12 protein-coding genes are annotated in these 12,186 nt (G+C 65.0%); 6 read left to right on the top strand and 6 right to left on the bottom strand.

Annotation, left to right across the window (positions count from 1 at the left end):
• The first annotated feature begins 59 nt into the window (after positions 1 to 59).
• From N0B28_RS19375 to N0B28_RS19365, 3 genes are all read left to right on the top strand, one after another.
• Positions 60 to 908, top strand: a complete 849-nt coding sequence (locus N0B28_RS19375) for a glycine betaine ABC transporter substrate-binding protein (RefSeq protein WP_054915868.1) — start codon at positions 60 to 62, stop codon at positions 906 to 908.
• Between the two features lie 191 nt (positions 909 to 1,099).
• Positions 1,100 to 1,411: a DUF485 domain-containing protein gene (locus N0B28_RS19370; RefSeq protein WP_275728147.1), complete on the top strand. Its 312-nt coding sequence runs from the start codon at positions 1,100 to 1,102 to the stop codon at positions 1,409 to 1,411.
• Positions 1,408 to 3,066, top strand: a complete 1,659-nt coding sequence (locus N0B28_RS19365) for a cation acetate symporter (RefSeq protein WP_043862654.1) — start codon at positions 1,408 to 1,410, stop codon at positions 3,064 to 3,066. The genes N0B28_RS19370 and N0B28_RS19365 overlap by 4 nt, the downstream gene beginning before the upstream one ends.
• Positions 3,067 to 3,134: 68 nt before the next feature.
• Here the strand turns inward: N0B28_RS19365 and N0B28_RS19360 are convergent, their stop codons facing one another.
• Positions 3,135 to 3,287 (bottom strand): DUF3309 family protein, encoded by a 153-nt coding sequence (locus tag N0B28_RS19360; RefSeq protein WP_010224169.1) that lies wholly within the window; start codon positions 3,285 to 3,287, stop codon positions 3,135 to 3,137.
• A 221-nt stretch (positions 3,288 to 3,508) separates the two neighbouring features.
• Between N0B28_RS19360 and N0B28_RS19355 the strand changes: the two genes are divergently transcribed.
• The 3 genes from N0B28_RS19355 (at position 3,509) to csrA (ending at position 5,019) form a co-directional block, all read left to right on the top strand.
• A complete protein-coding gene (locus tag N0B28_RS19355) occupies positions 3,509 to 4,324 on the top strand; it encodes an SDR family oxidoreductase (RefSeq protein ID WP_253087225.1) in 816 nt (271 codons plus the stop codon).
• A gap of 48 nt (positions 4,325 to 4,372) precedes the next feature.
• Complete coding sequence (locus tag N0B28_RS19350; protein ID WP_054915866.1) at positions 4,373 to 4,705, top strand: YnfA family protein; 333 nt, start codon at positions 4,373 to 4,375, stop codon at positions 4,703 to 4,705.
• A gap of 125 nt (positions 4,706 to 4,830) precedes the next feature.
• Positions 4,831 to 5,019, top strand: coding sequence for a carbon storage regulator CsrA (gene csrA, locus N0B28_RS19345; RefSeq protein WP_043862657.1), 189 nt, complete (start codon positions 4,831 to 4,833; stop codon positions 5,017 to 5,019).
• Here csrA and N0B28_RS19340 read toward each other — a convergent pair whose 3' ends face one another.
• The 5 genes from N0B28_RS19340 to mnmC form a co-directional block, all read right to left on the bottom strand.
• Positions 5,020 to 5,253 carry a YheU family protein gene (locus N0B28_RS19340; protein WP_043862658.1) on the bottom strand — a complete coding sequence of 78 codons (234 nt, stop codon included), beginning with the start codon at positions 5,251 to 5,253 and terminating at the stop codon, positions 5,020 to 5,022.
• A gap of 73 nt (positions 5,254 to 5,326) precedes the next feature.
• Positions 5,327 to 6,511, bottom strand: coding sequence for an osmoprotectant NAGGN system M42 family peptidase (locus N0B28_RS19335; protein WP_043862659.1), 1,185 nt, complete (start codon positions 6,509 to 6,511; stop codon positions 5,327 to 5,329).
• Between the two features lie 22 nt (positions 6,512 to 6,533).
• Positions 6,534 to 8,279 (bottom strand): N-acetylglutaminylglutamine synthetase, encoded by a 1,746-nt coding sequence (gene ngg, locus N0B28_RS19330; protein WP_058541030.1) that lies wholly within the window; start codon positions 8,277 to 8,279, stop codon positions 6,534 to 6,536.
• Positions 8,280 to 8,282: 3 nt separating this feature from the next.
• Complete coding sequence (locus N0B28_RS19325; RefSeq protein ID WP_275728133.1) at positions 8,283 to 10,070, bottom strand: N-acetylglutaminylglutamine amidotransferase; 1,788 nt, start codon at positions 10,068 to 10,070, stop codon at positions 8,283 to 8,285.
• Between the two features lie 104 nt (positions 10,071 to 10,174).
• Positions 10,175 to 12,178, bottom strand: coding sequence for a bifunctional tRNA (5-methylaminomethyl-2-thiouridine)(34)-methyltransferase MnmD/FAD-dependent 5-carboxymethylaminomethyl-2-thiouridine(34) oxidoreductase MnmC (mnmC, locus tag N0B28_RS19320; RefSeq protein ID WP_275728130.1), 2,004 nt, complete (start codon positions 12,176 to 12,178; stop codon positions 10,175 to 10,177).
• Positions 12,179 to 12,186 lie beyond the last annotated feature (8 nt).

Below are 12,186 nucleotides of genomic sequence, written 5' to 3'. Positions count from 1 at the left end.
GTTGGCCGCCAGTGGCGGTTGATGATGCAGGTTCCGTGACGTGACGAGGGGATGCCTTGATGAAAATGCGACGACTCCTGGGGGCGGGCACTGCCCTGATACTGGCCATGGGCACCAGCCTGGCCATGGCCAAGGAAGTAAGCATCGGCTACGTCGATGGGTGGTCCGACAGCGTGGCGACCACCCATGTGGCGGCCGAGGTGATCAAGCAGAAGCTCGGTTATGACGTCAAGCTGATGCCGGTGGCCACCGGCATCATGTGGCAGGGGGTGGCCACCGGAAAGCTCGATGCGATGCTGTCGGCCTGGCTGCCGGTGACCCATGGCGAATACTGGGCCAAGAACAAGGACAACGTGGTCGACTACGGCCCCAACTTCAAGGACGCCAGGATTGGCCTGATCGTGCCCGAATACGTCAAGGCGCAGTCGATCGCCGACCTCGGAAGCGATGCCGGCTTCAAGAAGAAGATCGTCGGCATCGACGCCGGGTCCGGGGTGATGCTCAAGACCGACCAGGCCATCAAGGACTACGACCTTGCCGGCTACAAGCTGCAGGCCAGCTCCGGCGCTGCCATGACCTCTGAACTGGGGCGCGCCTACGCCAAGCAGCAGCCCATCGTGGTCACCGGCTGGGTGCCGCACTGGATGTTCGCCAAGTGGAAGCTGCGCTTTCTCGAAGACCCCAAAGGCGTGTACGGCGCCGCCGAGACGGTCAACAGCATCGGCAGCAAGGAACTCGATACGAAGGCGCCGGAAGTCGCAGCGTTCCTGAAGAAGTTCTCGTGGCAATCCAAGGACGAGATCGGCGAAGTCATGCTGGCCATCCAGGAAGGTGCAAAGCCGGACGCTGCGGCGAAGGAGTGGGTCGCCAAGCACCCCGAGCGGGTCGCCGAGTGGACCGCAAAATAATGGCCTAAGGCCTCTATCTGGCACCTTCCAGGGCCGCGCGGTGTTTTCCCACCGCGCGGCCCTTTGCATGGGCGGCTGTTACGTAGCCGGTAAAAGAGTTTTACATCTAAGACTAAGGTCGTCTGGAGTGCGTCCCAAGGCAGCATAAAGTGGCGTGGTACTACCCAATCTGTGCTGCGAGGACAAAAACAATGAACGACAGCATTTATCTCTCGATACAAAACAGCCCGCGGTTCAAGGAGCTGGTTTCAAAACGTGAACGCTTCGCCTGGATTCTCTCGGCGATCATGCTCGGCCTCTACGCCGCCTTTATCCTGTTGATTGCCTACGGCCCGCAGATTCTGGGTGCCAAGCTCAGCCCCGGCTCCTCGATTACCTGGGGTATCCCGCTGGGTGTGGGTCTGATCGTTTCGGCTTTCGTGCTGACCGGCATCTACGTACGTCGTGCCAACGGTGAGTTCGACGGGCTGAACAACGCGATCCTGAAGGAGGCTCAGCAATGATCCGGCGTCTACTGGCAACACTGGCCTTTGGCGCTTTCGCGCCTGCCGTCTGGGCCGCCGACGCCCTGACCGGCGAGGTGCACAAACAACCCCTGAACGTCTCGGCGATCCTGATGTTCGTCGCCTTCGTCGGTGCCACCCTGTGCATCACCTACTGGGCTTCAAAGCGTAACAAGTCGGCCTCTGACTACTACGCCGCAGGCGGGCGAATCACGGGCTTCCAGAACGGCCTGGCGATTGCCGGCGACTACATGTCGGCAGCCTCCTTCCTGGGTATTTCCGCACTGGTATACACCTCCGGTTACGACGGCCTGATCTACTCGATCGGCTTCCTGGTGGGCTGGCCGATCATTCTGTTCCTGATCGCCGAACGCCTGCGCAACCTGGGCAAGTACACCTTTGCCGACGTGGCCTCGTATCGCCTCGGGCAAAAGCAGATCCGCACCCTGTCAGCCTCCGGCTCGCTGGTGGTGGTGGCGTTCTACCTGATCGCGCAGATGGTCGGCGCCGGCAAGCTGATCCAGCTGCTGTTCGGCCTGGACTACCACGTGGCGGTCATCCTGGTGGGTATCCTGATGTGCATGTACGTGCTGTTCGGCGGCATGCTCGCAACCACCTGGGTACAGATCATCAAGGCGGTGCTGCTGCTGTCCGGTGCCAGCTTCATGGCGCTGATGGTGATGAAGCACGTCAACTTCGACTTCAATGCGCTGTTCTCCGAGGCGATCAAGGTTCACCCCAAGGGTGAGGCGATCATGAGCCCGGGCGGCCTGGTCAAAGACCCGATCTCCGCGTTCTCGCTGGGCCTGGCGCTGATGTTCGGTACCGCTGGCCTGCCGCACATCCTGATGCGCTTCTTCACCGTGAGCGACGCCAAGGAAGCGCGCAAGAGCGTGCTGTATGCAACCGGCTTCATCGGCTACTTCTACATCCTGACCTTCATCATCGGCTTCGGCGCGATCCTGCTGGTCAGCACCAACCCGGACTTCAAGGACGCAGCAGGCGCCTTGCTGGGCGGCAACAACATGGCTGCGGTGCACCTGGCCGACGCCGTGGGCGGCAGCATCTTCCTGGGCTTCATCTCGGCAGTGGCCTTCGCCACCATCCTGGCAGTGGTTGCCGGCCTGACCCTGGCCGGTGCCTCGGCGGTGTCCCATGACCTGTATGCCAGCGTATGGCGCAAGGGCAAGGTCAACGACAAGGACGAGATCCGCGTGTCGAAGATCACCACCGTCGCACTGGGTGTGCTGGCCATCGGCCTGGGTATCCTGTTCGAAAGCCAGAACATCGCGTTCATGGTCGGCCTGGCGTTCTCGATCGCGGCCAGCTGCAACTTCCCGGTACTGCTGCTTTCGATGTACTGGAAGAAGCTGACCACCCGTGGCGCCATGATCGGCGGCTGGATGGGGCTGGTAAGTGCGGTGGGCCTGATGGTGCTCGGTCCGACCATCTGGGTGCAGATCCTGGGTCACGAGAAAGCCATCTACCCGTATGAGTACCCGGCGCTGTTCTCGATGCTGATTGCCTTTGCCGGTATCTGGTTCTTCTCGGTTACCGACAAGTCCAAGGCAGCGGATGACGAGCGTGCGCTGTTCTTCCCGCAGTTTGTCCGGTCGCAAACCGGCCTGGGGGCAAGCGGTGCTGTTTCGCACTGAGTCCTGAGCAATAAAAAAACGGCCTTCGGGCCGTTTTTTTATGTGGGGGCCATTGCACCCCCGGGTTTCTATATCTTGCCGAGCAACAACAGGATCAACAGGATGATCAGCACGGTACCAATGATGCCGGACGGGCCGTAGCCCCAACTTCTGGAGTGCGGGAAAACGGGTAAGCCACCGATCAACAGCAAAATCAGGATGATGATAAGTATGGTGCCCATGGCAGAGTCCTTTTGTTGAGTACGGTAATCAGCGTGTGCAGTTGCGATCCATCTCTTCGGTCATGACGTTCATGTCCGCCTGTTAAATCGGACTCCCACAGGCAACTAAAAGTTTAGTTCGATATGTGTTTGCCCGCGCCATTCAGCATCCTGATACAGCGTGGGCGTCGCTGCACCCTTCGCTACACTGGCCTTCAACTTCAGGAACAAGGCATCCGGCTATGCAAAACCGCATGATGATCACTGGCGCCGGGTCCGGCCTTGGCCGCGAGATTGCCCTGCGCTGGGCCCGCGAGGGTTGGCAACTGGCCCTGAGCGACATCGGCGAGGCCGGCCTGCAGCAGACCCTCGCGCTGGTGCGCGAGGCGGGCGGCGAGGGCTTCGTCCAGCGTTGCGACGTGCGCGACTACAGCCAGCTCACCGCCCTGGCCCAGGCCTGCGAAGAAAAGCTCGGCGGCATCGATGTGATCGTCAACAACGCCGGGGTGGCGTCGGGCGGTTTTTTTGCCGAGCTGTCGCTGGAAGACTGGGACTGGCAGATCGCGATCAACCTGATGGGCGTGGTCAAGGGCTGCAAGGCGTTCCTGCCGCTGCTCGAACGCAGCAAGGGCCGCATCATCAACATCGCGTCCATGGCGGCGCTGATGCAGGGGCCGGCCATGAGCAACTACAACGTGGCCAAGGCCGGGGTGGTGGCGCTGTCCGAAAGCCTGCTGGTGGAGCTGCGCCAGCAGCAGGTGGCGGTGCACGTGGTGTGCCCGTCGTTCTTCCAGACCAACCTGCTGGATTCGTTCCGCGGCCCCACCCCGGCAATGAAGGCCCAGGTGGGCAAACTGCTGGAAAGCTCGCCGATCAGCGCCAGCGACATTGCCGGCTGTATCTACGAGGGGGTGGCGCGCGGTGACTTCATGATTCTGCCCCACGAGCAGGGGCGCCTGGCCTGGCAGCTCAAGCAGCGCGACCCGCAGGCGCTGTATGACGAAATGGCCGAGATGGCCGTGCGAATGCGTGCCAAGGGGCGTCAGACGCAGGCGTAGGCTGTTCGCTACGGTATGCTAGGCGCTTTTGCGCGGGTAGCAGCGGACGTGATGAATTATGTGTGGTTCTTTCTGGCGGCGGTGTTCGAGATCGCCGGCTGTTATGCCTTCTACATGTGGCTGCGGCTGGGCAAGAGCGGCTGGTGGATCGCCCCCGCGCTGCTCAGCCTGACCCTGTTCGGCCTGCTGCTGACCCGCGTCGAGGCGGCCTACGCCGGGCGCGCCTACGCCGCCTATGGCGGCATCTATATCGTCACTTCGCTGCTGTGGCTGGCGGTGGTGGAGCGTGCCCGGCCGATGGGCAGCGACTGGCTCGGTGCGCTGCTGTGCGTGATCGGCGCCACCATCATCGTGATCGGACCACGTCTGCAAAATAGCTGAGCGGGTAGGATCTTGTAGGCAAATTCCCGCAAAGTTGTGGGAATTGTCTATTTGCCTGTCAGAGCGTTGAACCGTTTCAGCACCCGGTTCAGTCTTCACTCTCCCCTGATGTGGAGGATTGGAGAATGCTGGTCATAGGGCGCGAAGTCGGCGAGGTCATCACCATCGATGACGACATCAAGATCAAGGTGCTGTCGGTAGACGGCAACACGGTGCGTTTCGGCATCTGCGCACCGCGCGATGTGGAGGTGCACCGTGCAGAAATCTATCGGCGTATTGCCGAGCAACTGGGCAAGGGCGGCCTGGGCGCCTGATCACTGATCGTCGAGCAGCTCGCGGGGCACTTCATGCCTGGCGAGCAGTTGGCACTGCTGGCTGTCCAGGTCGAACAGGATCACCGCCTGCCCCTTGGCCAGCGCCTGGCGCACGCGCAGTACACGGGTTTCCAGCGGGGTGTCGTCGCCATTGTCGGTACCGTCGCGGGTGACGAAGTCTTCGATCAGGCGGGTGAGGGTGTCGGCTTCGAGCTGGTCGTAGGGTATCAACATAAAAAAGCTACAGAATCAGGAAAGGTTTCGCACATGCTACGCGAAACCTTTCCTGCATGTGGCCTGCATGTGGCTAGCCTTTTTGGCCAACCAGGCTGTCCACCGCCGGTACGCGGGTATCACTTTCCATTTGCGCGTCGTGTTCCAGCTGGTGGCTGAAGCTTTCCAGCGAACTGCCGGTGGGCTTGGAGTCGCTGGCGAACACCGGCGGGCTGAGCAGGTAGGCGCTGAGCAGGCGGCTGAGGGCAGCCAGGCTGTCGATATGGGTGCGCTCGTAGCCGTGGGTGGCGTCGCAGCCGAACGCCAGCAGCGCGGTGCGGATGTCATGCCCGGCGGTGATCGCCGAATGCGCGTCGCTGAAGTAGTAGCGGAACAGGTCGCGGCGCACCGGCAGGTTGTGCTCGCGGCCCAGGCTCAGCAGGTGGCGCGACAAGTGGTAGTCGTAGGGTCCGGCGGAGTCCTGCATGGCCACGCTGACCGCGTGTTCGCTGGAGTGCTGGCCGGGGGCGACCGGGGCGATGTCGATGCCGACGAATTCGCTGACGTCCCACGGCAATGCGGCGGCGGCCCCCGAGCCGGTTTCTTCGGTGATGGTGAACAGCGGATGGCAGTCGATCTGTGGCTGGATGCCGCTTTCGACGATGGCCTTGAGCGAGGCCAGCAGCGCCGCGACGCCGGCCTTGTCGTCCAGGTGACGGGCGCTGATATGGCCGCTTTCGGTGAACTCGGGCAACGGGTCGAAGGCCACGAAGTCACCGATGCCGATGCCCAGGGTTTCACAGTCGGCGCGGGTGGTGCAGTAGGCATCCAGGCGCAGCTCGACGTGCTCCCAGCTGACCGGCATCTGGTCGACCGCGGTATTGAAGGCGTGCCCGCTGGCCATCAGCGGCAGCACGCTGCCGCGAAACACGCCGGTGTCGGTGAACACGCTGACCCGGCTGCCCTCGGCGAAACGGCTCGACCAGCAGCCGACCGGGGCCAGGCCCAGACGGCCGTTGTCCTGCAAGGTGCGCACGCTGGCGCCGATGGTGTCCAGGTGCGCCGAAACGGCGCGGTCGGGCGAGCTCTTGCGGCCCTTGAGGGTGGCGCGGATGGTGCCGCGCCGGGTCAGCTCGAAGGGGATACCCAGTTCTTCCAGGCGCTCGGCCACGTAGCGCACGATGGTGTCGGTGAAGCCGGTGGGGCTGGGGATGGCGAGCATTTCCAGCAGGACCTTCTGCAGATAGGTCAGGTCCGGTTCGGGCAATTGATCAGGCATGCGGACTCCTCGTGGGGCGTTGTCACGGCACCGGCCGGCTGTGCGGGAACAGCAGGTCGACGAAGCGTTCGGCAGTGGGTTGGGGTTCGTGGTTGGCCAGACCGACCCGTTCATTGGCTTCGATGAACACGTAGTCGGGCTGGTCGGCGGCCTTGACCATCAGGTCCAGGCCGACCACCGGAATGTCCAGGGCGCGGGCGGCCCGCACGGCGGCATCCACCAGGGTCGGGTGCAGGCGTGCGGTGACGTCTTCCAGGCAGCCGCCGGTGTGCAGGTTGGCGGTACGCCGTACGGCCAGGCGCTGGCCGGCGGGCAGAATGGTGTCGTAGTCGACCCCGGCGGCGTGCAGGGTGCGCTGGGTCTCGGCGTCGAGCGGGATCTTGCTTTCGCCACCGGTGGCGGCCTGGCGCCTGCGGCTCTGGGCTTCGATCAGCGCACCGATGGCGTGCTGGCCGTCGCCGACGATCGAGGCCGGGTGACGAATCGCGGCGGCCACCACCTCGTAGCCGATGACCACGATGCGCAGGTCCAGCCCTTCATGAAAGCTTTCCAGCAGCACGCGGCTGTCGTATTGGCGCGCGTGCTCGATGGCGGCGTCCAGGTCTTGCAGGCAGGTCAGGTTGACCGCCACGCCGTTGCCCTGTTCGCCATCCAGCGGCTTGACCACCACCGCGCCGTGGTCTTCCAGAAAGGCCAGGTTGTCGGCGGCGTTGCCCGCCAGCTGTTGCGCCGGCAGGCTCAGGCCGGCGGCTTCGAGCACCTTGTGGGTCAGGCTCTTGTCCTGGCACAGGGTCATGCTCACGGCGGTGGTCAGGTCGCTGAGTGACTCGCGGCAGCGCACCCGGCGTCCGCCGTGGTTGAGTGTGAACAGCCCGGCGGTGGCATCGTCCACCTGCACATCGATGCCGCGCTTGTAGGCTTCCTCGACGATGATTCGCGCATAGGGGTTGAGCCCGGCCTCCGGCCCCGGCCCCAGGAACAGCGGCTGGTTGATGCCGTTCTTGCGCTTGACCGCGAAGGTGGGCAGGGTGCGAAAGCCCAGCTTGGCGTACAGCCGCTTGGCCTGGCGATTGTCGTGCAGCACCGACAGGTCGAGGTGGCTCAGCCCGCGGCTCATGAAGTGTTCGATCAGGTGGCGTACCAGTACTTCGCCGACCCCGGGCCGGGTGCAGTTGGGGTCCACGGCCAGGCACCACAGGCTGCTGCCGTGCTCCGGGTCGTCGAAGGCCTTTTGATGATTCAGGCCCATCACGCTGCCGATCACCGCACCGTTGTCCTCGTCTTCGGCCAGCCAGTACACCGGGCCGCCCTGGTGGCGCGGAGTGATCAGCGCCGGGTCGACCGGCAGCATGCCACGGGCCACGTACAGCTCGTTGATGGCTGCCCAGTCGCTGTCGCTCTGTGCGCGGCGGATACGAAAGCCGCGAAACACTCGCTGCGCCTGGCGGTAGTCGCTGAACCACAGGCGCAAGGTGTCGGAGGGGTCGAGAAACAGCTGTTGCGGCGCCTGGGCCAGTACCTGCTGGGGGGCGGCCACGTACAGCGCGATATCGCGCTCGCCGGGCTGCTCCTTGGCCAGGGCCGCCGCCAGGCTGGCCGGGTCGGGGTAGGTGTGGCCGATCAGCAGCCGGCCCCAACCGCAATGCAACCAGCGCGGCTGGTCGTGCGGGTCGCTGCCGTCGCCGGCCAGTTGCGCCTGCAGGCGTTCATAGGACGGCACCTGGCCGCGCAGCAGGCGCTGGCCATAGGGTGAGGCATGGGCTTTCATCGATCAGATTCCTTGTTCGCTGAGCCACAGGTTCAGCGCGGCCAGTTGCCACAGCTTGGAGCCGCGCAGCGGCGTCAGTTGCCCATGCGGGTCGCTGAGCAGGCGGTCGAGCATGGCCGGGTTGAACAGGCCGCGGTCCTGGCTCGGGTCCAGCAGCAGCTCGCGTACCCAGTCCAGGGTGGCGCCTTGCAGGTGCTTGAGGCCCGGTACCGGGAAGTAGCCCTTCTTGCGGTCGATGACTTCACTGGGGATGACCAGTCGCGCGGCTTCCTTGAGCACCTGCTTGCCGCCATCGGGCAGCTTGAACTGGGCCGGTACCCGCGCCGACAGCTCCACCAGCCGGTAGTCGAGGAACGGCGTGCGAGCCTCCAGGCCCCAGGCCATGGTCATGTTGTCGACCCGTTTGACCGGGTCATCGACCAGCATCACCGTGCTGTCCAGGCGCAGGGCCTTGTCGACTGCCGCGCTGGCGCCGGGCTGGGCGAAGTGCTGGCGCACGAAGTCGCCGGCGGCGTCATTGCCCAGCAGCCAGGCCGGCTGCACGGTGTCGCGGTACTCGTCGTAGCTGCGGTCGAAGAAGGCCTCGCGGTAGGCCGCGTACGGGTCCTTGGCGCCGTCCACCTGCGGGTACCAGTGGTAGCCGGCGAACAGCTCGTCGGCACCCTGGCCGCTCTGCACCACCTTGCAATGCTTGGCCACTTCCCGAGAGAGCAGGTAGAAGGCGATGCAGTCGTGGCTGACCATCGGCTCGCTCATGGCGCGGAACGCGGCCGGCAGTTGCTCGATGATTTCGCGCTCGTCGATGCGCAACTGGTGGTGGCGGGTGCCGTAGTGCTTGGCGATCAGGTCCGAATACTGGAACTCGTCGCCACGTTCGCCGCCGGCATCTTCAAAGCCTATGGAGAAGGTCGACAGGTCCTCGACCCCGACTTCACGCAGCAGGCCGACCAGCAGGCTGGAGTCGACGCCGCCCGAGAGCAGCACGCCGACATCCACGGCCGCACGCTGACGGATTGCAACGGCTTCGCGGGTGCTATCGAGCACGCGGTCGCGCCAGTCTTCCAGGGTCAGGTGCTGTTCATCGGTGCGTGGGCCGTAGTGCAGGTTCCACCACACGTGCTGCTCGGCGCGGCCCTGGGCGTCGATGCGCATCCAGGTGGCCGGTGGCAGCTTTTCGATGTTCGCCAGCAGGGTCCGCGGGGCGGGCACCACGGCGTGGAAGTTCAGGTAGTGGTTGAGTGCCACCGGGTCGAGCACCGGGTTGATGTCGCCGCCCTTGAGCAGGGCCGGCAGGCTCGATGCGAAGCGCAGGCGTTCGCCGGTGCGCGACAGGTACAGCGGCTTGACCCCCAGGCGGTCGCGGGCGAGGAACAGCTGCTGGCTGTCGCGTTCCCAGATCGCCAGGGCGAACATGCCGTTCAGGTGCGGCAGCAGATCGGCGCCCCAGGCGTGGTAGCCCTTGAGCAGCACTTCGGTGTCGCCGTCCGAGTAGAAGGCATAGCCCAGGCTTTCGAGTTCGGCGCGCAGCTCGGGGAAGTTGTAGATGGCGCCGTTGAATGCCAGCGACAGGCCCAGCTGGCTGTCGATCATGGGCTGGGCCGAGCCGTCGGACAGGTCCATGATCTTCAGGCGCCGATGGCCCAGGGCGATGGGCCCCTGGCTATGGAAGCCCCAGGCATCCGGGCCGCGGGGCGCCAGGTGATGGGTCATCCGTTCGACCGCGGCCAGGTCCGCCGGGCGTGGTGTGTTGGCTACAGGGGTGAAACGAAACTCTCCAGCTAATCCGCACATAAGTCCTTACCGGTTTTTCCGTTGGGGAAGGTGCCCTGAATTCGGGCACATAGGAACTGACCGGTGCGGATCCTGTGAGTTTTAGATCAATCTGTTATAAGCCTTCAGCCTTGCTTGCCCTTGCCGCGTATCAGTTCGCGCAACATGAAACGATTCGGGTGGCAGGCCTCGGCCACGTCGCGCGGCACCGGCAAGGGTGCGTTGTCGACCCAGGCGGCGATCAGTTCACCCGCCAGAGGCGCGGTGATCAGGCCGCGCGAACCATGGCCGCTGTTCACATACAGGCCCTCCAGCCAGGGGCACGGAGTGTCCGGCAGCTGTCGCGCGTCCTTGCCGAGCACGGCATACGCCTGGTTGAACGCCGCCTTGTCGGCCAACGGGCCGACGATCGGCAGGTAGTCGGGGCTGGTGCAGCGAAACGCCGCGCGGCCCTGCAGGCTGGCCGGTTCCAGCTCGGCAGCGCCAAGGCGTTCTGCCAGGTCGCCGGAGATTTCCCGCAGCAGTTCCAGGTTGCTCGCATGTTCGGCAGCGGTGGGGGCGAGGTCGGTGCTGTGGAAGTCGAAGCTCGCCCCCAGGGTGTGTTCGCCCATGCGCGGCGGCGCGACGTAACCGTCGGCGCACACCACGGTGCCCAGCGCGCGGCTGGCGTTGGTGGCCGGCAGGCGGGTGATCTGCCCGCGGATGCGCTTGAGCGGCAGCTCGGCGCACGGCTCGAAACGATGGATGTCCGCTGCGCTGGCCAGCACCACCAGCGGCGCGCTGGCCAGCAGGCGCTCGCCGTCCCATGCCTGCCACAAGCCGTCGACCTTGCGCAGCTGTACCACGTCATGGTGGGGCAGCAGGGTGATGTTCGGTTGCCCGGCCTGCCATTGGCACAGCGCGGGCGGATGCACCCAGCCGCCCTCGGGGTAGTACAGACCGCCACTGGGCAGGCCGACCCCGGCCACGGCTTCGGCCTGCGGCTGGTCGAGGCGCTGCAGCAGGGTGTCGCTGAACGCTTGGTCGAGCTTGATCTGGCGCTGGTCTTCCTTGTCGTCGAAGGCCAGTTGCAGCACGCCGCAGGCGTCCCAGTCGGTGCCGCGCTGCAACTGTTCGAGCAGGCGGCGGGTGTAGCCGAAGCCGGCGACGATCAGCCGCGACAGCGCGGTGCCGTGGGCCGATAGCTTCAGGTACAGCACGCCCTGGGGGTTGCCCGAGGCTTCACCGGCAGGGGCGGCGTGGCGCTCCAGCAGGCGTACCTGCCAGCCGCGCGCCGCCAGGCTGGCGGCGGTGGCGCAACCGGCCAGGCCGGCGCCGATCACCAGCGCCTCGCGGGGGCCGGCCAGCGGCGCGGGGCGCGCGAACCATGGGGCAACCGGCGCGAGCGGCGCTTGCTCGGCGGGCCAGCCGGTGAATGCGCCGCGCAGCACTTCCCATTTTTTGCCGATACCCGGAATGCGCTTCATCTTGAAGCCCACCGCAATCAGCCCGCGACGCACCCAGCCGGTGCTGGTGAAGGTGCCAAGGGTGGCACCCGGCGCCGACAGGCGTCCGAGCTGGGCGAACAGCTCGGGGGTCCACATGTCGGGGTTCTTGGCCGGGGCAAAGCCATCGAGAAACCAGGCGTCAATGGGTGCGTCCAACTGCGGCAGCTGTTCCCGCGCATCGCCGATCATCAGGGTCAGGGTCACCCGACCCTGGTCGAAGACGAACTGCTGGAAACCTTCGTGCACCGCCACGTACTGCGCCAGCAGTGGCTGGCTGAACGGCGTCAGCTCGGGCCACAGGGCCAGGGCCTTGGCCAGGTCGGCATGGCTGAGGGGGTATTTTTCGACGCTGACGAAATGCAGGCGTGCCCCGGCCGGTGCACAGTCGGCGAACACCTGCCAGGCGCAGAAGAAATTCAGGCCGGTGCCGAAGCCGGTTTCCCCGATCACCAGGCAACTGCCGTCGGCCATCGCGGCGAAGCGCTGGCGCAGGTCGTTCTGCTCGATGAACACATGACGGGTTTCCTCCAGGCTCTGCTCCTTGGAGAAATAGATGTCGTCGTACTGGCGTGAATACGGGCGGCCCTTTTCATCCCACTCGATCTGGGCGTACTGGGTCGGGGTGGCGGGGGTGTCGTTCATGTTCGGCT

This window comes from Pseudomonas sp. SD17-1, from assembly GCF_029201585.1.
Lineage (GTDB): Bacteria > Pseudomonadota > Gammaproteobacteria > Pseudomonadales > Pseudomonadaceae > Aquipseudomonas > Aquipseudomonas palmensis.
Note: the sequence above shows the minus strand (reverse complement) of the source record. Positions and strands in the feature narration are given on the sequence as shown.

Bases quoted from the DNA above. Each gene is read 5' to 3' on its own strand.
- N0B28_RS19375 (WP_054915868.1), top strand. From the start codon at position 60: ATGAAAATGCGACGACTCCTGGGGGCGGGCACTGCCCTGATACTGGCC.
- N0B28_RS19370 (WP_275728147.1), top strand. From the start codon at position 1,100: ATGAACGACAGCATTTATCTCTCGATACAAAACAGCCCGCGGTTCAAG.
- N0B28_RS19365 (WP_043862654.1), top strand. From the start codon at position 1,408: ATGATCCGGCGTCTACTGGCAACACTGGCCTTTGGCGCTTTCGCGCCT.
- N0B28_RS19360 (WP_010224169.1), bottom strand. From the start codon at position 3,287: ATGGGCACCATACTTATCATCATCCTGATTTTGCTGTTGATCGGTGGC.
- N0B28_RS19355 (WP_253087225.1), top strand. From the start codon at position 3,509: ATGCAAAACCGCATGATGATCACTGGCGCCGGGTCCGGCCTTGGCCGC.
- csrA (WP_043862657.1), top strand. From the start codon at position 4,831: ATGCTGGTCATAGGGCGCGAAGTCGGCGAGGTCATCACCATCGATGAC.
- N0B28_RS19340 (WP_043862658.1), bottom strand. From the start codon at position 5,253: ATGTTGATACCCTACGACCAGCTCGAAGCCGACACCCTCACCCGCCTG.
- N0B28_RS19335 (WP_043862659.1), bottom strand. From the start codon at position 6,511: ATGCCTGATCAATTGCCCGAACCGGACCTGACCTATCTGCAGAAGGTC.
- ngg (WP_058541030.1), bottom strand. From the start codon at position 8,279: ATGAAAGCCCATGCCTCACCCTATGGCCAGCGCCTGCTGCGCGGCCAG.
- N0B28_RS19325 (WP_275728133.1), bottom strand. From the start codon at position 10,070: ATGTGCGGATTAGCTGGAGAGTTTCGTTTCACCCCTGTAGCCAACACA.
- mnmC (WP_275728130.1), bottom strand. From the start codon at position 12,178: ATGAACGACACCCCCGCCACCCCGACCCAGTACGCCCAGATCGAGTGG.